This window comes from Actinomadura sp. NAK00032 (assembly GCF_013364275.1).
In the GTDB taxonomy this organism is placed as follows: Bacteria; Actinomycetota; Actinomycetes; order Streptosporangiales; family Streptosporangiaceae; genus Spirillospora.
The window spans coordinates 7,053,362-7,072,620 of the sequence record NZ_CP054932.1 but is presented as its reverse complement, the minus strand read 5'-3'; the positions used below and the strand labels follow the sequence as shown (position 1 = coordinate 7,072,620).

The following is a 19,259-nucleotide window of genomic DNA, read 5'->3' as shown; positions in this document are numbered from 1 at the left end:
GAGGGGAGGTTCCGTTGCGCGCCCTGCTCATCCAGCACGATCACGTGGCCCGGCCGGGGCCGGTCGGCGAGCGGCTGGCCGCCCGCGGGTACGACATCACCGAACTCCCCGTGGTGCCCGCCGCCCGGCGGTCGTCCCCGGACGTGCGCTGCGCGTTCCCCGACCCGCTCGGCTGGGACCTGATCGTCCCCATGGGCGGCCCCTGGTCGGTGGACGATCCGCGGGTGGCGTCATGGCTCGTCCCCGAACTCGACCTGCTCGCCACGGCCCATGCCGCGGGCGTCCCGGTGCTCGGCATCTGCTTCGGCGGGCAGGCGCTGGCGACCGCCCTCGGCGGCGGCGTCGAGCGCGCCCCGCGCACCGAGGCCGGCTGGGTGGCGGTCGAGACCGACGACCCGTCGCTCGTCGCGCCGGGGCCGTGGTTCCAGCTCCACCGCGACCGCTGGCGGCCGCCGCCGGGCGCCGCCGAGATCGCCCGCACCTCCGTCGGCCCGCAGGCGTTCGTCGCGGGCCGCTCGATGGGCCTGCAGTTCCATCCCGAGATCACCGCGGCCGGGTTCGCGCTGTGGCTGGCGGACGGCGCGGGCGCGCTCATGCGGGCCGCGGGCGCCGACCCCGGCGCGGTCATGGCCGAGGTCGTGCGCGCCGAGCCGGACGCGGCCCGCCGCACCCGCTCGCTCGTCGACGCGTTCCTCGACCGGGCCGCTAGGGTCGAACCTCATGACGGAGACCGACACCCGAACGGCCTATGACGCCGTTGCCACCCTTTACGCCGACATGTTCAGCGACTCTCTCGACGGCCTCCCTCTCGAGCGCGCGATGCTCACCGCCTTCGCGGACCTCGTCCGCGGCAAGGGCCCGGTCGCCGAACTGGGCTGCGGCCCCGGCCACGTGACCGCGTTCCTGCACTCCCTCGGCCTGGACGCCTCCGGCCTCGACCTGTCGCCCGCCATGATCGCGCGGGCCCGCGCCGACCACCCCCACCTGAGCTTCGCCGAGGGCACCATGACGGCCCTCGACCTCCCGGACGGCGGACTCGCGGGCGCCCTCGCCTGGTACTCGATCATCCACCTGGAGCCCGCCGAGGTCCCGCGCGCCTTCGCCGAGTTCCACCGCGTCCTGGCCCCCGGCGGGCACCTGCTCCTCGGCTTCCAGTCCGGCGGCGGGCAGGAGCCGGAGGGCTTCGACCACAAGGTCGTCCGGGCCTACCGCTGGCCGATCGACGCCGTCGCCGACGCCGGCCGCCGCGCGGGCCTGACCGAGGTCGCCCGCATGCTGCGCGCCCGCACCGAGATCGAGCGCTTCCCCGCCGGCAGCCTGCTCCTCCGCAAGGACTAACCGCCTTTCCGGGCGTGGATGTCACACTTCGGGAGGCCGCGTCGTCCTCGGGGCATGAGAGTCGCAGGTATCGGTGGGAGCGGGGGCCCGGCGGAGGATCTGGCACGCGCTTTCCAGCAGGAGAGGGCCCGGCTGCTGCGCGTCGCCTACGCCACGACCGGCTCGGTCGCCGAGGCGGAGGACTGCGTCCAGGAGGCGTGGCTGCGGCTGCGCGTGCTGGACGACCCGTCCGAGATCCGCGACCTGCGGGGCTGGCTGATCAGGACCGTCGGGCGGCTGGCGCTGGACGCGCTCGGCACCGCGCGGGCGCGGCGCGAGCGCTACGTCGGCACCTGGCTGCCCGAGCCGCTGGTCGCGGACACCGGCGCGGACCCGGCCGAGCGGGTCACCCTCGACGAGTCGGTGAGCATGGCGCTGCTGCTGGTGCTGGAGAGCCTGTCACCGGCCGAGCGCGCGGCGTTCCTGCTGCACGACGTGTTCTCGATGACCTTCGAGGAGGTCGCGGAGGTCGTCGGCCGGACGCCCGCGGCCGTCCGGCAGCTGGCCTCCCGCGCCCGCCGGCACGTCGCCGCGGGCCGGCCGCGGTTCCCGCCCACCCCGCAGGAGCAGCGCGCGCTGGTGGAGGCGTTCGCCGCCGCGTGCCAGGGCGGCGACCTCGCGGCGCTCACCCGGCTGCTCGACCCGGACGTGGTGTACCGCGGCGACGGCGGCGGAAAGGTCAGCGCCGTTTCCGGCGAGGTGCTCGGCGCCGGGCAGGTCGCGCGCCTGCTGCTGGCGTTCACCTGCGCCGCGCGGTTCGACGTCCGCGTCGTCACCGTCAACGGCATGCCGGGCCTGATCGTGCGGGCCGCGGACGCCGTGCTCTCGGTCGCCTCCATCACCGTGGACGACGGCCGGGTCACCGCGGTCGACGTGATCCGCAACCCCGACAAGCTCGCCTACGTCCCCGTCCCCGACTGACGATCCGAATCCGCTGAGGCTCCGGCCGCCGCACACGCGGCCGGGCCCCTGTCACCGCACCCTCGTGCGATCACTCAACGCATTCACATTGATTCAATCTGTGATGGGAAGGTCTCATGACATTCACCGAGGAACGGCGGCCGACGGCGCCCGCGCCCCCGGCAGGAGTGTTCGGCCGGGTCGCCGCCTTCGCGCACCGCCGCCGCTGGCTCGTCCTGATCCTGTGGACCGCCGTGCTGGCCGGGATCTGGGGAGCCGCGTCCCTCAGCGGCGACGACTACCACCAGGACTACGCGCTGCCGGGGACCGAGTCGCAGCGCGCGGCCGACCTGCTCACCGCGCACGGGTCCGGCCGCGCGGGCGACACCGTGCAGATCGTCCTGCACCGCGACGCCGGCCTGACCGACCCGGCCACCCGCGCCCGCGTGACCGGCATGCTCGACAGGGTCGCCGCGCTCCCGGTGATCGCGCGGGTCCACGCCCCGTACGCGGACGCGTCCGCGATCGCGCCCGGCGGCACCACCGGCTACGCCACCGCGATGCTCACGGTCCCCGGCAAGGAGGTGACCCGCGCCGACGCCGAGGAGCTCCTGGACACCGCGCGGACCGCCGCGGGCGACGGCCTCCGGGTCGAGCTCGGCGGCGAGCCCGCCCGGCTGCTCGCCACGGGCCAGGGCGGGCTGGCCGAGGGCGTCGGCATCCTCGCGGCACTGGTGATCCTGGTGGTGATGTTCGGTACCGCGGTCGCCGCGGGCCTGCCGATCCTGACCGCGGTGTTCGCCGTCGGCTCGACGCTCGGCGCGATCATTCTGGCCTCGCACCTGTTCACGATCGCCGAGTGGACGCCGTACGTGATGATGCTCGTCGGGCTCGGCGTCGGCATCGACTACGCGCTGCTGGTCTTCGCCCGCTACCGCGCCGAACTGGTCAACGGCGCCACCTCCCAGCGCGCCACCACGACGGCGCTGGACCTGGCGGGCCGCTCGGTGTTCTTCGCCGGCTGCACCGTGATCCTCGCGCTGCTCGGCCTGGTCGCCCTCGGCCTCGGGGCGCTGCGCGGCATGGCGCTGTCGGTCGCGCTGACCGTCCTCGCCACCATGATCGCCTCACTCACCCTGCTGCCCGCCCTGCTCGGCGTCTTCGGCCGCCGCTTCGCCCGCGTCTTCCCCGCCCGCGCCGCCCGCCGCGCGGCCCGCGGCCGCGCCGAGGAGGGCGCGCTGTGGCGCCGCGTCGGCACCGCCGTGCAGCGCCGGCCCGTCGCCGCCCTGCTCGCCGGCGGCGTCCTGCTCGGCGCCCTGGCCGCACCGGCCCTCGGCATGCGGCTCGGCTTCGCCGACGCCGGCAACGACGCCCCCGACAGCACCAGCCGCAAGGCCTACGACCTGCTGGCGGACGGCTTCGGCCCCGGGTTCAACGGCCCGCTGATGCTCGTCGCCGACGGCGGCCGGGACGGCGCGGCGCAGGCGGCCGCCGCCGCGTCCCGCGCCCTCACCGGCACCTCCGGCGTCCGCGCCGCGGCCGCGCCCGTGCCGTCCGCCGACCGGCAGATCGCCACCGTCCTCGTGTACCCGACGACGTCACCGCAGGCGAAGGAGACCTCCGACCTGGTCTCGCGGCTGCGCGGCGACGTCCTGCCGCGACTGGAGGCGCAGACCGGAGCGCGGTACGCCATCGGCGGGACGACGGCCGCCGCCGAGGACTACGCGGCCAAGGTCGCCGACCGCATGCCGCTGTTCGTCGCCCTCGTCGTCGGCCTGTCGCTGCTCCTGCTCATGATGGTGTTCCGGTCGGTGCTCATCCCGCTCAAGGCGGCCCTGCTGAACCTGCTCAGCATCGGCGCGGCGCTGGGCGCGATGACGCTGGTGTTCCAGCACGGCCTGTTCGGCGTCGAACCCGCCCCCATCGAGGCGTACCTGCCGGTGATGGTGTTCGCCGTGGTCTTCGGCCTGTCCATGGACTACGAGATCTTCCTGGTCTCCAGGATGCGCGAGGAGTGGCGGCGCACCGGCGACGCGGCGCACGCCGTCCGCGAAGGGCTCGCCCACACCGGCTCGGTCATCACCGCCGCCGGCGCCATCATGGTCGTCGTCTTCGGCGCCTTCATGCTGAGCCCCGAGCGGCTGCTGCAGCAGACCGGCTTCGGCATGGCGGTCGCCGTCTTCGTGGACGCCGTCATCATCCGCTGCCTGCTCGTCCCCGCGGCGATGCGCCTGCTCGGCCGCCGCGCCTGGTGGCTCCCGCGGCCCCTGGCCCGGATGCTGCCCGAAGTGCGGATCGAGAAGCACGGGACCTGACCTCGCCACTAGCCCTCGTCGTCCGGGGGAGTGCGGTCGCCTGACGGACCGCGGGGCCGGGCCGCCTCGGCGGAACCCGCCCCGCGGTTCCAGGGACGCGACCGGCGCAGCCGCCGCCTGCCGCGATGGCCGCGCGGCATGAACGACGCGACGACCACGGCGGCTCCCAGCGCCGCGAACAGCGCGAGCACGCCGGTGGTGAGGAGGTGCAGCCGGCACGCCGGCGCGGCATTCCCGCACGGGGGGTCCGGCACGCTCGCGGAAGGCACCGGGGTGTCGTCGGCCATGTCGTTCGCTTTCCTGCTCGTGGGGGCGCCTTCGCTCTCACGTCACAGTTTGTCACAGCACGGCCACCCTGTGCATCGTGGTAATCCCGTACCGGGCCCCGGCTCCCCGCGCATGGCCGGTCTCGCGCTCGCGCCGATGCGCGAATGGACGCGGCTCTTATGCCAATTTTTCGATGCCGTGTCAAGGCAGTCTTATCTGTCCGCTGCGATGTGGGCGCTTGTGGTCGTCCAGAGCCCTTGCGTATTCGATTCGGCTGGGCTGCATCGCCTTCGCTTTTGCGCGGATATCAGCCGTGCGGAGCCGGTGAGTTGCTTGCTGTGATCGTTTGGGTGATGGCGATTAGGACGGGACGCGTTGCGCGCTATGTTCGGGTTTACTGGTTTGTGGTGTGATCTGGGGTCATGGAGGGCTGGGCGATGTGGGGGTCTTCCTGGGAACATCCCCGCGGCGGTCGCGTGCGGTGCCGGGTCGCGATGGTGGGCGGATACGTCGGGGCGGCCGTCGGCGGTGCATTCGGCGGCCGGCTGGGCCGGCGGTTCTACGGTGGTCAGACTGGAATGAGACTACTTCGGCGGAGATGAGATGGGCGCTGCGGCGACACCGGTGGAACCCCTGTCGTGGTGGGTCGCCGCGATCTGCTTCGGCATGTGCTTCATCGGATTCTTCCTTCGCTTCGCGTATCGCAGGAAAGGTCGTTTCGCGGAGACCTGGCTGCGCCACCAGTACTTCAATGAAAATCTGTCGCCAGTCATCAGATGCGCGCCGCTGAATCTGGTGCCGACGTCCAGTGTCTTCGCCTTGTGGGGAGTGGTGGCGGTGCTGAGCCATCTTCCTGGCAATGACTTCACTGATTACGGTATCGCCATCCTCGCGGTCCTGTCGGCGATTGCCGCCGCCATCGCCGTCAAGCGGCATCTGAGCGGCTATCCGGACCGGGTCAAGCCACGATGGCTGCTGGACGAAGAGCGTAAGCGAAAGATCTCGATGGAATGATCGATCGCGTGGCCGCCGTTTTCGTGTGGTGTGCGCGACCCGTGTGGAAGGGGGGCGATAACAGTGCCCGATGGGGGCATGGTGGCGTGCGAAGTGAGTGCGTGTCCTGGTCGGCTGGCCGCAGAGGCGCAGGTCGAGCCCGTGTCGTGGTGGGTCGCGGTGTTGTGCTTCGCCATGTTCGCCCTCGCGTTCTACGGGTATTTCGCCTACCGGCGGTACGGCCGTCTCAGCAGGTCGTGGCTGCGGTACAACTACTTCAATGAGAACGTGCCGGGGATGATCAGGTACGCGCCGTTGAACATGCTCCCCATCGCGAGTGTGTTCGGCCTCTGGGGGTTGATCGCGGTGGTGAGCCACCTTCCCGAGAACGACGTCACGTATTGGATTTCGGCCGTCCTCGTCGTCCTGTCGCTGATCGCGGCCGTCATCGCCGTCACGCGGCACCTCGCCGGTTACTCGGACGAGAGGAAACCGCAGTGGCTCATCGACGAGGAGCGCAAGCGCAACATTCCCGCCGAATGAACTGATCCGAGCGGGGCGGGAGCGGAGCGGCGGTATCCGCTAGATTGGCGGAAAAACGACGATCCGGAGGTGCCGCCGTGGGTGACAGGCCGCAGATCGACACGAGCGTTCCGCATTCGGCGCGGGTGTGGAACTACCTGCTCGGCGGGAAGGACAACTACGAGGTCGACCAGCAGGCGGCCGAGCAGTTCCGCGGCATGTTCCCGCAGATCGTCGACGTGGCCCGCGCCGACCGGGCGTTCCTCGGACGGTCCGTCCGGTACCTGGCGGGCGAGGCCGGGGTGCGGCAGTTCCTCGACATCGGCACCGGGCTGCCGACGATGGACAACACCCATGAGGTCGCCCAGCGCGTCGCCCCGGACGCGCGGATCGTCTACGTGGACAACGACCCCCTCGTGCTGACCCACGCGCGGGCCCTGCTCAGCAGCAGCCCGCAGGGCGCCTGCGACTACCTCCACGCCGATCTGCGCGAACCGGGCGACATCCTGGAGAAGGCCGCCGCGACGCTCGACTTCGGGAAGCCGGTCGCGATCATGCTGCTGGGCATCATGCACTTCGTCCACGACGACGACGAGGCCCGCCGGCTGCTCGGGGTGCTGCTGGACGCCGTCCCGTCCGGGAGCCATGTGGCCATGACGCACTCCACCCTCGACTTCGACCAGGGGGAGACGGCTCAAGCGGAGGCCCAGGACGACTGGAACGAGAAGTCGGCCAACCCGATGGTGCCGCGCACGCGCGCGGCGATCACCCGGTTCTTCGACGGCCTGGAGCTCCTGGAGCCGGGCGTGGTCTCCATGTCGCGCTGGCGTCCCGAGCACACGCCCTGGGGCCGGCCCGACGAGGTGCCCGGGTACGCCGCCGTGGCGCGCAAGCCCTGATTCACCCGAGCGGGGGAGGCGGATCGCGCCGGCGGGGGATCGGTGCCGGCGGCCGCGGCTGTGATCGTGGTGTCCCGGAGCAGGGAGCGCCATGAGAGGAGACCGCGATGACGGTCATGACCATATCGCCGGCCGAGCGGGTCCGGGCCGGGTGGCGGAGCGCGCATGACGCGGTCGACGGGGTCCCGCGGTGGGCGCGGATCGCCGCGCTGGCCATCCCGTTCACCGTGCTGCCCGCGGGGCTGTGGCGGGTCGCGGCGTTCGCGCTGCACCTGCCGATCATCGACGGGGACGGCCTGGGGCCGGGGGACGGCCGGGGCGACCTCCCGGGCTGGCTGCCCATGGAGGCCTACGTCGTGGTGCTGTCGCTGGTGTCGGAGCTGATCGCCTTCACCGCCGTGGGGCTGATCGCGCGGTGGGGCGAGGTCTTCCCCCGGTGGGTGCCGGGGCTGCGGGGGCGGCGGGTGCCGACGATGGCCGCGGTGATCCCCGCGTCGGTCGGCGCGGCGGTGCTGACCGTGCTGTGGACGGTGTCCGTGGTCAACTGCCTGGTGTTCCAGAAGACCATTCAGGGGCGCCCGCTGCCGGACGGCTTCCCCATCCACTTCAACAGCTGGGAAGGGGTGCTCGGCGTCCTCTCCTACGCGCCGCTGCTGGCGTGGGGGCCGCTGCTCGCCGCCGTCACCGTCGCGTACTACCGGCGACGCGCCCTCGCCTAGCGGGAACCCGCCCGAGTACGGTATGCGGCATTTCCCCCCGCGTTGGAGGTTTGTGTGGCCTCGTTGGTCGAGATGGTGCCGCCGTCGGTGTCCGGTCGGATGCTGCGAGGCGTCTTCGCGTTGCCGGAACCCGTGAAGCGGCTGATCGTCGGGGCGCCGGTGCGCCGGGACGGGCAGGAGCTGGCGCTGGACGCGCAGCTGCTGCTGATGATGATGCGGCTGGACGGTGAGCGGCGGCTGGCCGGCGGGTCCGTCGCGGACGCGCGGGCCGGCCTCGCCCGGACGAAGCCGCTGCTGCCGGGGATGCCCGCGCGGCCGGTGCGCACGCGGGCGGTCGACGCGGGCGGGGTGCCGTCCCGGCTCTACACGCCGAAGGCCCTCCCGGACGGGTCGCCGCTGCTCGTCTTCTACCACGGCGGCGGCTGGGTCATCGGCGACCTCGACACGCACGACACGGTGTGCCGGTACCTGGCGGTGCACGCCGAGGTGCGGGTGCTGTCGGTGGACTACCGGCTCGCCCCCGAGCACCCCTACCCGGCCGCGCCGGACGACGCGCTCACCGCCTACGCGTACGCCGTCGGGCACGCCGCGGAGCTGGGCGCCGACCCCGGGGCGATCGCGGTCGGCGGCGACAGCGCGGGCGGCAACCTCGCGGCGGTCGTCGGGCTGCTCGCGGAGCGCACACCCGACTTCGCGCTGCTGTTCTACCCGGCGACCGACCTGTCCGACCGGCGGCGGTCGCGGACGCTGTTCGCGGAGGGGTTCTACCTGACCGACGCCGACATGACGTGGTTCGGCGACCACTACTGCCCGCAGGAGCGGCGCGCCGAGGTGAAGGCGTCGCCGCTGCTCGCCGACGACCTGAGCGGGTTCCCGCCCGCCTACATCGCGACGGCGGGCTTCGACCCGCTGCGGGACGAGGGCGAGGAGTTCGCGAAGCGGCTGGACAAGCACGGGGCGCGGGTCGCGCTGCGCCGCCAGGACGACCTCTTCCACGGTTTCGCGAACACCTGGTCGCTGGGCGGGCGGGCCCGAGAGGCGCTGTCGGAGGCGGCCGGGGCCCTGCGCACCGGGCTGTACGCGGGGCCCCGGGACCGGGACTAGAGGGGCAGGCCCGTCAGGATCATGACCTTCTCCTCGGTGTAGTCGGCCATCGCCGACCGCAGCCCCTCCCGGCCGACGCCGGAGTCCTTCACGCCGCCGTAGGGCATCTGGTCGGCGCGGTAGGAGGGGACGTCGCCGATCACGACGCCGCCGACGTCGAGCTCGCGGTGCGCGCGGAACGCGATGTCGAGGCTGCGCGTGAACACGCCCGCCTGGAGGCCGAACTTGGAGTCGTTGACGAGCGCGAACGCCTCGTCGACGCCGTCCACCGGCTGGACGAGCATGACCGGGCCGAAGACCTCCTCGCGGGACACCTTGGCGTCGGCGGGGACGCCGGCGAGGACGGTCGGGGCGTAGGCGGCGCCCTCGCGGGTGCCGCCGGTCAGCACCTTGGCGCCCGCCGCGACGGCCTCGTCCACCCAGGACTCGACGCGCTCGGCGGCCTCCCGGCTGACGAGCGGGCCGACCTGCGTCTTGTCGTCCCACGGGTCGCCGGTGACGAGCGAGGCGACGGTGTCGACCAGCTTCGGCACGAACTCCTCGTACACGGACCGGTCGACGTAGACGCGCTGGACGGCGATGCAGCTCTGCCCGGCCTGGTAGTTGGCGAACAGCCCGATGCGCTTGGCGGCCCAGTCGAGGTCGGCGTCCGGCAGGACGACGGCCGCGCCGTTGCCGCCGAGTTCGAGGGTGACGTGCTTGCGCGGCGCCCGGTCGTTGATCGCCCAGCCGACCGGCACCGAGCCGGTGAACGACACGATCGGCAGCCGCGGGTCGTCGACCAGGCCGGACGCGCGGTCGTTCGGCACCGTCAGGATCGAGAACATCCCGGCGGGCAGGTCGGTCTCGGCGAGCAGCTCGCCGAGCAGCAGCGCCGACAGCGGCGTGGCGGGCGCCGGCTTGAGCACGATCGGGGTGCCCGCCGCGATCGCCGGGGCGATCTTGTGCGCGGCGAGGTTCAGCGGGAAGTTGAACGGCGAGATGCCGAGCACCGGGCCGCGCGGCACGCGGGTGATGTAGGCCATCCGGCCCTCGGCGGCCGGGTCGGTGTCGAGCCGCTGGGTGGTGGCGCTGAAGCGGCGGGCCTCCTCGGCGGCGAACCGGAACGTCGAGATCGCGCGGGTCACCTCGCCGCGCGCCCACAGCAGCGGCTTGCCGTTCTCGGCGGTGATCAGCCGGGCGATCTCCTCGGCCCGCTCGGCGATCCGCGCGGACACGTGCGCGAGCGCCTCGGCCCGCACGTGCAGCGGCAGCGCCGCCGCCTCCCGGCGGACCGCGTCCGCGGCGGCGATCGCCTCCTCCACCTGCGCGGGCGTCGGGACGGCCGCCGTCCCGACCACGCGGCCGTCGTAGGGGTGCGTCACGGTCAGCTCGCCGTCACCGGTCTCGGGCCGGCCGGCCAGCCAGAATGGGGTCGCGTTCATGCGTTCACGCTATCTCCGGCAGGCCCGAATGGGAGTCTCCACGATGTCCAATCCGGTCGCCTCGACTGGACGTGACGGCGAGCGCGATCCACAGTTCGGCGCGGACGGCCGGGTCGTCCGGGTCGCGTCCCAGGAGCTCGGCGGCCTTGCGCATCCGCGCGCGGAGGGTGTGCCGGTGGACGCCCAGCGCGCGCGCCGCCGCCTCCCCCTGCCCGTTGGCCGCGACATAGGCCCGGACGGTCTCCACCAGCTCCTCCTTCCGCAGCGGCGCGAGAAGCGTGTCGGCGAAGGCGCGGGCGACGGCCGGGTCGAGGAGGCCGAGGACGCCCTGCCCGGGCAGGTCGGCGTAGCGGAGCACGTCCCTCCCGGTCTGCCGCGCCGCCGCCAGCGCCTCCTCGGCCTCCCGGAGGGCCGCCGCCAGATCCCCGGACGCCGGGGTGCCGACGCCGACCGGGCCGGTGCCGGCGAGCAGCGCCTCGACCGTCCCGGACAGCTCGTCGGGGACGATGACGGCGACGTGCCCGTCCAGCGGCACCGCCGGGCAGCGCGTCCCCGCCGGGTCGGACTCCAGCGCGTCCAGGACGGCGGTGCCGCCCGCGCAGGCCAGCACCCGCACCGGCCCGCGCGGCACCGCGGGCCCGTCGCCGGGCCGCCCGAGCAGCAGCGCGGCGAGGGAGGCGCGCAGGTCGCGGCCGGTGCGCGGCCCCTCCGACTGGAGCGTCAGCAGGGCGACGGCCGCGCCGACGAGCGTGTGCGCGGCGGGCGGCAGCGGCGCGCCGGTGCCCACCGCGAGGAACCCGCGCGGGCGCCCGCCGAGCCCGATCCGCTGCACGGCGATGTGGTCGTCCCGGTCGGACAGCGCGAGGCTCGCCGCCGGACCGCCCCGCGCCGGACCGCCCGCCGGATCGCCCTTGGCGGGACGGCGCCGCAGCCGCGCCAGCTCGGGCGCGAGCGCGCCGGCCCGGTCGCGGGCGCCCGCCGGTTCGGCGTGCCGGACGGCCCCGGACGCCTCCAGCAGCAGCGCCCAGCCGCCGAGCAGCCGCGCCAGCCGGGTGACGACCGCGCCGGGCCCGGTGAGCGCCGCGCGGGTCAGCTCCCGCTGGCCCTGGTACGCGCGGGTGACGTCCTCGTACCATTCGGCGGCGAGCATCCGCGACACCGCCTTGCCGACGGCGATGAACGGGGTGGGGCGCGGCACCTCCAGCAGCGCGAGCCCCTGGCCGCGGGCGGCCGCGAGCAGCTCCGCCGGGACGCTCTCGTGGATCACCCCGACCGCGAACCCGAGCCCGGCGACGCCCCGCCCGACCAGCCGGGACACGTACCCGGCGGCGTTCGCCGGGGTCAGCCGCATGCCGGTGGTGAGGACGAGCTCGCCGCCCTCCAGGAACGGGGTCGGGTCCTCCAGCTCGCTGACCGCGACCCACACGACGGGCGCGTCCGGCAGCGGCCCGGTGCGCGACCGCAGGCCGAGCTGCGGGAGGGCGGCCACGGCGGCCAGCGTGGGCGGCATGTCAATCCCTGTGCAAAGTGTCTACCTCGCCGGACGGATTTCGCCGTCCCGTACGGTTCATCGTAGGCGGCTCCCGGCTTATGTTCAGGCCATGACCAGCCAGGACTCCGCCCTCGGCGCGACCGGGGCGAGCGGCGGCGCGCCGCCGCAGGAACGCCGCGTGCTGACCGAGATCCCCGGGCCGCGCTCCCGTGAACTGCAGGAACGGCGCACCGCGGCGGTGCCGCCCGGCGTCGGCAGCGTGCTGCCGGTGTACGTGGCGGACGCGGGCGGCGGGGTGATCGTCGACGTCGACGGCAACTCGCTGATCGACTTCGGCTCCGGCATCGCGGTGACGGGCGTCGGCAACGCCAACCCGCGCGTCGCCGCGCGGGTGAAGGCGCAGGCCGACCGGTTCACCCACACCTGCTTCATGGTCGCGCCCTACGAGTCGTATGTGGCGGTGTGCGAGAACCTCAACCGGATCACGCCCGGCACCCACGAGAAGCGGTCGTTCCTGGTGAACAGCGGCGCGGAGGCCGTGGAGAACGCCGTCAAGATCGCCCGGTACGCGACCGGGCGGGACGCGGTCGTCGTGTTCGACCACGGCTACCACGGCCGGACGCTGCTGACGATGACGCTCACCGCGAAGAACATGCCGTACAAGCAGGGGTTCGGCCCGTTCGCGCCCGAGGTCTACCGGATGCCGCTCGCCTACCCGTTCCGCTGGCCGACCGGCCCGGAGAACTGCGGCCCGGAGGCGGCGGCGCAGGCCATCGACCAGATCACCAAGCAGATCGGCGCGACGAACGTCGCGGCGCTGCTGATCGAGCCGATCCAGGGCGAGGGCGGGTTCATCGAGCCCGCGCCGGGCTTCCTGCCGGCGCTCGCCGAGTTCTGCCGCGCCAACGGCGTGCTGTTCATCGCCGACGAGGTGCAGACGGGCTTCGCCCGCACCGGCGACATGTTCGCCTGCGAGCACGAGGGGATCGTCCCCGACCTGGTCGCGACCGCGAAGGGCATCGCGGGCGGGCTGCCGCTCGCCGCCGTCACCGGCCGCGCCGACATCATGGACAAGGTGCACGGCGGCGGGCTCGGCGGCACCTACGGCGGCAACCCGCTCGCCTGCGAGGCGGCCCTGGCCGTGCTCGCCGAGATCGAGGACGGCAAGCTCACCGAGCGCGCCCGCCGGATCGGCGAGACCATGCTGCCCCGGCTGCGGGAGCTGGCCGCGCGGCATCCCGCGATCGGGGACGTGCGCGGCCGCGGCGCGATGGTCGCGATCGAGCTGGTGCGGCCGGGCACGAAGGACCCCGACCCCGACCTCACCGCGCGGGTCGCGCGGCGCTGCCACGAGCGGGGCCTGCTCGTCCTGACGACCGGGACGTACGGGAACGTGCTGCGCTTCCTGCCGCCGCTCGTCATCCCCGAGGAGCTGCTCGCCGAGGGCCTGGACGTGCTGGCGGAGGCGTTCGCCGAGGAGTGAGGGGGCGGCTCGGCGCCGGGCCGCCCCCTGCCCGGCGTCAGGCCGCGAAGCTCTCCTTGTAGAGGTCGGCGACGATGTCGTACGAGCGCAGCCGGTCGGCGTGGTCGAACACCTGCGTCACGACCATGACCTCGTCGACGCCCGACCGCTCGATCAGCGCGTCCAGCTGCGCGCGGACGGTCTCCGGCGCGCCCATGACCTGGTCGCCGAGCCGCGCGTCGATCATCTGCCGCTCCAGCGGCGTGTACGGGTGCGCGGCGGTCTCCGCGGGCGTCGGCAGCGGCCCCGGCCGGCCCTGCCGCAGCCGCAGGAACCCCAGCGCCTGCGGCGCCGCCAGCTCCCGCGCCCGCTCGTCGCTGTCGGCGGCGGTGACCGACACGCCGATCATCGAGTACGGCTCCCGCAGCGCGCCGGGGCGGAACGAGTCGCGGTACAGCGTCAGCGCCGGGACGGTGTTCTCGGCGCTGAAGTGGTGCGCGAACGCGAACGGCAGCCCGAGCAGCCCGGCGAGGCGGGCGCTGTAGCCGCTGGAGCCGAGCAGCCAGATCGGCGGCTCGTTCCCGGCGGCGGGCGTCACCGTGCTCTCGGCGCCGAAGTACTCGCGCAGCTCGATGACCTGCTCGGGGAAGTCGTCCACCGACAGCGCGTCGGGGGAGCGGCGCAGCGCCAGCGCGGTCGCCTGGTCGGTGCCGGGCGCGCGGCCGAGGCCGAGGTCGATGCGCCCCGGGTAGAGCGCCTCCAGCGTCCCGAACTGCTCGGCGACGACCATCGGCGCGTGGTTCGGCAGCATGATGCCGCCCGACCCGACCCGCATCGCGGTCGTGGCCGCCGCGACCTGCCCGATCAGCACGGCCGTCGCCGAACTGGCGATGCCGGGCATCGCGTGGTGCTCGGCGAGCCAGTACCGGTGGTAGCCGAGCCGCTCGGCGTGCCGGGCCAGGTCGAGGGTGTTGCGCAGCGCCTGGCCGGACGTGGAGCCGCTGACGACGGGGGCGAGATCGAGGACGGAGAAGCGCACGGTCATACCGTGTGCCAACCCGCCGGACGGCGGTCCTCTTCCCGCCGGTGCGGGAAGAGGGCTACGACAGCAACTGGTACGCGGCGACCAGCACGGCGATCACCGCCCCGATCGCGACGGGGATCCCGATGCAGAGCCACGACCAGGTCACGAGCGCGCGGGCGCGCGCCGGGTTCTCGGCGAACCGGGTCTCGGCGCGGGTGTAGAGCAGCGCGGCGACCACGGCCAGCGGAAAGAACGCCAGCATCGTGAAGGTTCCGAGGATGAAGGCGGCGGTCTGCCCGACCCGGGTGTACGTCCCGTCCGGGCCGATGCCGAAGGCGAGTGAGGGGGCGGGCGAGGGGGCGGCGATGGGGGCGGTTGCGGTCATCTCTGCGCACCGATCACTAGGACTGTGACGTGGATCATACGCGTGGTGACCGCCGGACGCGAGAGGCCGGCCGCCGGTTTCTGGCGGCCGGCCAACAAGCGTCAGCGCAGGTTCAGTCCCAGGAGGACGGGGTCGTGGTCGGACGAGCGGAACGCGTCCGGCCGGTAGAACCTCGCCGGGTTGTACTCGGTGTTGTAGTCGAGGAACACCGGCTCGTCGCTGTTGATGTGCCAGATCGTCGCGCCCGTCACGCGGCGCGACAGGGACCGTCCGGCCAGCGCGTGGTCGAGCTCGCCCGACTGGCCGTCGAACACGTAGCTGTAGCGGTCGGCGGGGCGGACGAAGCGCTGCGTCTGCGAGGCGAGCCCGGCCTTGGCGAGCACCTTCACCGGGTCCTCGGCGCCGTAGGCGTTGAGGTCGCCGACGACGAGCGGGTTCGGCATGCCGCCCGCCAGCTCCGCGATGGCCTTCGCCTGGGCGACGCGGCGGGCGTTGTAGCAGCCCTGCCCGTCGCCCTGGTCCTGGTCGGGGCCGGTGGCGCCGCCGCAGCCCTTCGACTTGAAGTGGTTGACGATCATCGTGAACGCCGTCCCGCCGGACGCCGGGCGGAACGTCTGGACGAGCGGCGGCCGGTCGAAGACCGGGTCCTGCGACGACCGCGCCGCGCCGGCCGGCGCGACCTTCGCCGGCTTGTAGATGAGCGCGACGTGGATCTCGTCCGTCCCGGGGTAGGGATGCCGCACCCACGCGTACGTCCCGGCCCCGGCCCGCTGGTTCAGCCGGTCGACGAGCGCCTTCACCGCGGTGTCGCCGTTGTTCTCGACCTCCATGAGGCCGACGACGTCGGCGTCCAGGCCGGTGAGCGCGGCGGTCAGCTTGGCGAGCTGCCGCTCCTGCTCGGCGGCGGTGTCCGCGCCGCGCTTGTCGAGCGTGGTGAACCAGTTGAGCGTGTTGAAGCTCGCCACGCGCACGTCGCCGCCCACGTGCCGGGGCTTCTTGGGCGCCTGGTTGGTGTTGGCGAAACGCGCCGTCTTCGTCGGCTCCAGGCGGTACTCCCCGAACCCGTAGTCGAGGACGCCGGTGAGCCCGTTCACCGAGTCGCCGATGCGCAGGACGCGCGGGTCGGTGTACGGGATCGCTTCCGGGTTCTGGACGTTCGACCCGTCGTCGACGAGCAGCTTGCGCGCGTCGTTCGCGGCCTGGGTGGAGCCGTGCCCGCCGGTCGGCTGGAAGAGCCGGCCGCCCGCCGACACGGTGACCTGGCCGTACCGTCCGAGCTGGTAGACCTCGGTGGCGGTGAGCCGCTGCCCGAACCGCAGCAGCATGCCCTCGTACCGCTCCAGCGTGGCGCCGTCCCGCAGCGGGAGGCTCACCCGGGCCGGCGCCACGCGGCCGGTGCCGCACACGTCCACCGCGGACACGGGCGACAGCTCGGTCAGCCCGTTGTACTCGACGGCCTTGCCGGAGACGAGGACGCGGTCGCCGACCGACACCTCCCGCGTGGAGTAGACGAAGAGCCCGTCGGAGGTGCGCGGGTCCCGGTCGGGCGTCGGGTCCTGCACGAAGAAGCCCTTGAGCTGGTCGGGCCGCTGGAAGTCGGCCGTGACGACGCCCTCGACCCGGACGGTCCGCCCGGCGACGGGGCTCGCGTCGCCGCCGCCCTGGACGTCGGCGATCTGGTGGTCGGCGGGAGTGCCGCAGGTGGGCGGCTCCGCCGCGGCGGCGGCCGGCACGCCGGCGGCGAGGCCGGCGGCCAGCACGGTCGCGAATGCTGCTGCTGTTCGGCGCATGGCGGGAGAGTAGGGCTCGGCTTCGGCGAGTCGGCGAAGCGTTAATGAATACTCCATCAATTTGCAACGGATTGTCCTAATCATGGGCACCGCTCGACCCGGCCTTTGCGAACGCGCCCGTTTGCGAAACGGTCCGCACGCCAGAAGGGATAACCGGCTGGAGCAGTCGAGCCGAAGGAGAGAAGTGGCCGAGTCGCCGGTCGGATCCCAGTACGCCCGCACCCGGGACGTCCTCGCGGTGGCGGCCGTCCTCCTCGCGTTCACGGCGGTGCTGGTGGTCGTGCTCGTCCAGGCGTGGCCGCCCGCCCCGGTGACCGCGCCGGACGGGCGCACCGAGATCCCCGTGCGCAGCACGACCGTCCGCCTGCCGGGCTGGTCGCCGTCCCTGTCGCGGGAGGCGAGCCTGTTCGTGGTGGTGATGACCGCCGGCGCGCTCGGCGGCGTGGTGCACGTGCTGCGGTCGTTCTACTGGTACGTCGGGAACCGGGCGCTGCGCCGGAGCTGGCTGATGATGTACCTGCTCCTCCCGTTCGTCGGGGCGCTGTTCGCGCTGATCGTCTATCTGGTGCTGCGCGGCGGCCTGACCTCCCCGGCGGGCGGCGCCGCCGACATCAACCCCTACGGGATGGCGGCGATCGCCGCGCTCGTCGGACTGTTCTCCCGGGAGACCGCCGAGAAGCTGCGCACCGTCTTCGGGACGCTCCTCGCGCCGGCGCCGCCCGGCCGCGACCAGGCCCTCGCGCCGCGCATCACCCTGGTCGAGCCGGTGAGCGGCCCGCCGGGCACCGCGGTGACCGTCCACGGCAGCGGGCTGGCGGCCGCGACGGGCGCCCGCTTCGGGCCCGCCCGCGCCCCCGTCACCGACGTGACCGACACGCGGTTGCGGACGACCGTCCCGACGGGCGCGGCCTCCGGCTGCCTCATCGTCTACACCCCGGCGGGCGGCACCGCGAGCCCGGAGCCGTTCACCGTCGAGTGACGGCTACTCCTCGTCGCGCCAGTGGGCGTGCCAGGCCTCGTAGGCGGCGCCGGGGAAGACCCGGGGCAGTTCCGAGGTGGGCAGGCGGCCCAGCTCGGCGCCCGTCCGCGCGACCCCGAACTGCCGGTCGCTGGCGTAGGCGGTGCGGTCGAGGCTCTCCGGCCCCGCGACCAGGCAGGTGTAGCGGGGGCCGGGCAGGTCGGCGTCGGGGATCGCGGCGCCGACCGCGAGGCTGTTGGACACCGTCACCCAGGCGCCCAGCTCGGTGATCTGCCGCTCGGCGCCCTGGTCCTCCCACCGGTACTCCAGGATCGGCTTGGAGAAGATCGGGACGAGCAGGTGCGACACCCCGCAGGCCAGCAGCTCCCGGTCCCAGCGGATCGAGCGGCCGAGGTCCTCGCAGATCAGCACGGCGAGCCGGCCGAGCGAGGAGTCGAGCACGCTGACCTTGCGGCCGGGCCGCAGGTGCTCGGCGGCGGTGCCGGCGTCCGGCGCGTCGGGCAGCCGCCAGAGCCGCACCTGCGCCGGGTCGAGCGTGAACCCGGACAGCTTGTCCTGGACGAGCAGCTCCCGGCCCGTCCAGCGGTCGAGCAGGACGGCGCGGTTCGGCGGCGGGTCGCCGCCGCCGAGCGGGCCGGTGCCGAGCATGAGGAAGCGCAGCGGGCGGTCGCGCGCGGCGGTGTCGAACGCGACCTCCTTCCAGTGCTCCAGCAGCGCGTCCGACAGCGACGCCTCCGGCATCACGGCGAGCTGCGCGCCGGACTCGTCCAGCCGCCGGACGATCGCCTTGATGCGGCTGCGCAGGCCGGAGGAGTCCATCGGGCGGAGCCGGTAGACGGTGCCGCCGCCCCGCTCGGCGAACTCGATCTCGACGTCGTCGTAGGTCTCCAGCACCGGCGCGCACCCGACCGCGACCGGCTCGTCCCGGTTGAAGTGCGGGTCGTGCACGGTGGGCAGGACGCTGTGGTCGATCATGTCCCACTCGCGCTTCGGGACGCGGTGCACGCCGAAGAACTCCGCCTTCGACCGCAGCCCGCGCGGCCGGCCGGGGAAGGCGCAGCGGGGCAGCAGCGCGCCGGTCGTGGCGGGCCCGTTGAACTTGCCCTCGGTGAGGTAGGTGACGAGCACGCCGGCCAGCGCGGGCGCCCCGTGGAAGGGGGCGTACGGATTGGCGTGCGCGAGCGCCATGTCGAGGCCGAGCAGGAGGGTGAACCGCCCGAGGTCCCCGCGCTCGAGGATGATCTCCGCGGTGGCCGCGGGATCGAGGGCGCCGTTCTCCAGCACGGTCTCGGCGATCTCGTTCGCGCGGCTTCGCACCCGCTCGTTCTCGTACCAGCGCGTTGCCGTCCAGCCCTGGAAGACGTCGTCGGGCATCGAGTCGTAGAGCTGGACGAAGAGATCAGCTGGATCGGCCGGATAGACGGCTGCGGCCAACTGACCCGTCATAGGCGCCCCCGGGGGGATTGACAGGCACGGTCACGGCTGGTGGCTCGATGGTAACCCTCCTGAGCTCGCCAGACCGTGTCCTCTGCAACAGAGAGTCGCGTCACTTGACATTCACTTGGCATGCCCGCACGCTGGAGGTGTCCGGTGCTGCTCGTCGATCT

Annotated in this window: 18 protein-coding genes; 11 read left to right on the top strand and 7 right to left on the bottom strand. The window is 73.6% G+C overall.

All coding sequences use genetic code 11. From position 1 onward, the window contains the following. The first annotated feature begins 14 nt into the window (after nucleotides 1–14). The 4 genes from HUT06_RS32285 (at nucleotide 15) to HUT06_RS32270 (ending at nucleotide 4,592) form a co-directional block, all read left to right on the top strand. A complete protein-coding gene (locus HUT06_RS32285; RefSeq protein ID WP_176199152.1) occupies nucleotides 15–752 on the top strand; it encodes a type 1 glutamine amidotransferase in 738 nt (245 codons plus the stop codon). Continuing rightward, on the top strand, nucleotides 721–1,338 hold the full coding sequence (locus HUT06_RS32280; protein WP_176199151.1) for a class I SAM-dependent methyltransferase: 618 nt from the start codon (nucleotides 721–723) through the stop codon (nucleotides 1,336–1,338). Before HUT06_RS32285 ends, HUT06_RS32280 begins: the two co-directional genes overlap by 32 nt. 54 nt (nucleotides 1,339–1,392) lie before the next feature. Further along, nucleotides 1,393–2,298 (top strand): RNA polymerase sigma factor SigJ, encoded by a 906-nt coding sequence (sigJ, locus tag HUT06_RS32275; protein ID WP_176199150.1) that lies wholly within the window; start codon nucleotides 1,393–1,395, stop codon nucleotides 2,296–2,298. Between the two features lie 116 nt (nucleotides 2,299–2,414). Continuing rightward, nucleotides 2,415–4,592 (top strand): MMPL family transporter, encoded by a 2,178-nt coding sequence (locus HUT06_RS32270; RefSeq protein ID WP_176199149.1) that lies wholly within the window; start codon nucleotides 2,415–2,417, stop codon nucleotides 4,590–4,592. 8 nt (nucleotides 4,593–4,600) lie between these two features. Here HUT06_RS32270 and HUT06_RS32265 read toward each other — a convergent pair whose 3' ends face one another. Continuing rightward, nucleotides 4,601–4,879, bottom strand: a complete 279-nt coding sequence (locus HUT06_RS32265; protein ID WP_176199148.1) for a hypothetical protein — start codon at nucleotides 4,877–4,879, stop codon at nucleotides 4,601–4,603. Nucleotides 4,880–5,462: 583 nt separating this feature from the next. On the opposite strand from HUT06_RS32265, the gene HUT06_RS32260 reads away from it, so the two are divergent. The 5 genes from HUT06_RS32260 to HUT06_RS32240 all read left to right on the top strand — a co-directional run bounded on the left by HUT06_RS32260 (nucleotide 5,463) and on the right by HUT06_RS32240 (nucleotide 9,096). After that, nucleotides 5,463–5,873 carry a hypothetical protein gene (locus tag HUT06_RS32260; RefSeq protein WP_176199147.1) on the top strand — a complete coding sequence of 137 codons (411 nt, stop codon included), beginning with the start codon at nucleotides 5,463–5,465 and terminating at the stop codon, nucleotides 5,871–5,873. 93 nt (nucleotides 5,874–5,966) lie between these two features. Then, the gene (locus tag HUT06_RS32255) at nucleotides 5,967–6,395 is read left to right on the top strand and encodes a hypothetical protein (RefSeq protein ID WP_176199146.1); all 429 of its coding nucleotides are present in this window, start codon (nucleotides 5,967–5,969) and stop codon (nucleotides 6,393–6,395) included. 77 nt (nucleotides 6,396–6,472) lie between these two features. Then, nucleotides 6,473–7,273 carry an SAM-dependent methyltransferase gene (locus tag HUT06_RS32250; protein ID WP_217711553.1) on the top strand — a complete coding sequence of 267 codons (801 nt, stop codon included), beginning with the start codon at nucleotides 6,473–6,475 and terminating at the stop codon, nucleotides 7,271–7,273. A gap of 107 nt (nucleotides 7,274–7,380) precedes the next feature. Then, entirely contained in the window at nucleotides 7,381–7,992 is a 612-nt protein-coding gene (locus HUT06_RS32245) for a hypothetical protein (protein WP_176199145.1), read from the top strand. Nucleotides 7,993–8,046: 54 nt separating this feature from the next. Next, nucleotides 8,047–9,096 (top strand): alpha/beta hydrolase, encoded by a 1,050-nt coding sequence (locus HUT06_RS32240; RefSeq protein ID WP_217711552.1) that lies wholly within the window; start codon nucleotides 8,047–8,049, stop codon nucleotides 9,094–9,096. Here the strand turns inward: HUT06_RS32240 and HUT06_RS32235 are convergent. Both HUT06_RS32235 and HUT06_RS32230 read right to left on the bottom strand, forming a co-directional pair. Beyond that, nucleotides 9,093–10,520, bottom strand: a complete 1,428-nt coding sequence (locus HUT06_RS32235; protein WP_176199144.1) for an aldehyde dehydrogenase family protein — start codon at nucleotides 10,518–10,520, stop codon at nucleotides 9,093–9,095. The genes HUT06_RS32240 and HUT06_RS32235 overlap by 4 nt on opposite strands. 4 nt (nucleotides 10,521–10,524) lie before the next feature. Beyond that, nucleotides 10,525–12,030, bottom strand: coding sequence for a PucR family transcriptional regulator (locus tag HUT06_RS32230; RefSeq protein ID WP_176199143.1), 1,506 nt, complete (start codon nucleotides 12,028–12,030; stop codon nucleotides 10,525–10,527). 91 nt (nucleotides 12,031–12,121) lie between these two features. On the opposite strand from HUT06_RS32230, the gene gabT reads away from it, so the two are divergent. After that, a complete protein-coding gene (gabT, locus tag HUT06_RS32225) occupies nucleotides 12,122–13,495 on the top strand; it encodes a 4-aminobutyrate--2-oxoglutarate transaminase (protein ID WP_176199142.1) in 1,374 nt (457 codons plus the stop codon). Nucleotides 13,496–13,532: 37 nt separating this feature from the next. Here the strand turns inward: gabT and HUT06_RS32220 are convergent, their stop codons facing one another. From HUT06_RS32220 to HUT06_RS32210, 3 genes are all read right to left on the bottom strand, one after another. After that, nucleotides 13,533–14,519 (bottom strand): LLM class flavin-dependent oxidoreductase, encoded by a 987-nt coding sequence (locus tag HUT06_RS32220; protein WP_176199141.1) that lies wholly within the window; start codon nucleotides 14,517–14,519, stop codon nucleotides 13,533–13,535. A 55-nt stretch (nucleotides 14,520–14,574) separates the two neighbouring features. Continuing rightward, entirely contained in the window at nucleotides 14,575–14,883 is a 309-nt protein-coding gene (locus HUT06_RS32215; protein WP_176199140.1) for a hypothetical protein, read from the bottom strand. Between the two features lie 101 nt (nucleotides 14,884–14,984). After that, the gene (locus HUT06_RS32210; protein ID WP_176199139.1) at nucleotides 14,985–16,673 is read right to left on the bottom strand and encodes an ExeM/NucH family extracellular endonuclease; all 1,689 of its coding nucleotides are present in this window, start codon (nucleotides 16,671–16,673) and stop codon (nucleotides 14,985–14,987) included. 184 nt (nucleotides 16,674–16,857) lie between these two features. Here HUT06_RS32210 and HUT06_RS32205 point away from each other — a divergent pair, with 184 nt between their 5' ends. Further along, nucleotides 16,858–17,652: an IPT/TIG domain-containing protein gene (locus HUT06_RS32205; RefSeq protein ID WP_176199138.1), complete on the top strand. Its 795-nt coding sequence runs from the start codon at nucleotides 16,858–16,860 to the stop codon at nucleotides 17,650–17,652. Nucleotides 17,653–17,655: 3 nt separating this feature from the next. On the opposite strand, the gene HUT06_RS32200 is transcribed toward HUT06_RS32205, so the two are convergent. After that, the gene (locus tag HUT06_RS32200) at nucleotides 17,656–19,098 is read right to left on the bottom strand and encodes a hypothetical protein (RefSeq protein WP_176199137.1); all 1,443 of its coding nucleotides are present in this window, start codon (nucleotides 19,096–19,098) and stop codon (nucleotides 17,656–17,658) included. Nucleotides 19,099–19,259 lie beyond the last annotated feature (161 nt).

What these genes read in the sequence shown, in the direction of transcription:
- HUT06_RS32280 (WP_176199151.1), top strand. Translation starts at nt 721, where the DNA reads ATGACGGAGACCGACACCCGAACGGCCTATGACGCCGTTGCCACCCTT.
- sigJ (WP_176199150.1), top strand. Translation starts at nt 1,393, where the DNA reads ATGAGAGTCGCAGGTATCGGTGGGAGCGGGGGCCCGGCGGAGGATCTG.
- HUT06_RS32270 (WP_176199149.1), top strand. Translation starts at nt 2,415, where the DNA reads ATGACATTCACCGAGGAACGGCGGCCGACGGCGCCCGCGCCCCCGGCA.
- HUT06_RS32265 (WP_176199148.1), bottom strand. Translation starts at nt 4,879, where the DNA reads ATGGCCGACGACACCCCGGTGCCTTCCGCGAGCGTGCCGGACCCCCCG.
- HUT06_RS32260 (WP_176199147.1), top strand. Translation starts at nt 5,463, where the DNA reads ATGGGCGCTGCGGCGACACCGGTGGAACCCCTGTCGTGGTGGGTCGCC.
- HUT06_RS32245 (WP_176199145.1), top strand. Translation starts at nt 7,381, where the DNA reads ATGACGGTCATGACCATATCGCCGGCCGAGCGGGTCCGGGCCGGGTGG.
- HUT06_RS32235 (WP_176199144.1), bottom strand. Translation starts at nt 10,520, where the DNA reads ATGAACGCGACCCCATTCTGGCTGGCCGGCCGGCCCGAGACCGGTGAC.
- HUT06_RS32230 (WP_176199143.1), bottom strand. Translation starts at nt 12,030, where the DNA reads ATGCCGCCCACGCTGGCCGCCGTGGCCGCCCTCCCGCAGCTCGGCCTG.
- gabT (WP_176199142.1), top strand. Translation starts at nt 12,122, where the DNA reads ATGACCAGCCAGGACTCCGCCCTCGGCGCGACCGGGGCGAGCGGCGGC.
- HUT06_RS32220 (WP_176199141.1), bottom strand. Translation starts at nt 14,519, where the DNA reads ATGACCGTGCGCTTCTCCGTCCTCGATCTCGCCCCCGTCGTCAGCGGC.
- HUT06_RS32215 (WP_176199140.1), bottom strand. Translation starts at nt 14,883, where the DNA reads ATGACCGCAACCGCCCCCATCGCCGCCCCCTCGCCCGCCCCCTCACTC.
- HUT06_RS32210 (WP_176199139.1), bottom strand. Translation starts at nt 16,673, where the DNA reads ATGCGCCGAACAGCAGCAGCATTCGCGACCGTGCTGGCCGCCGGCCTC.
- HUT06_RS32200 (WP_176199137.1), bottom strand. Translation starts at nt 19,098, where the DNA reads ATGACGGGTCAGTTGGCCGCAGCCGTCTATCCGGCCGATCCAGCTGAT.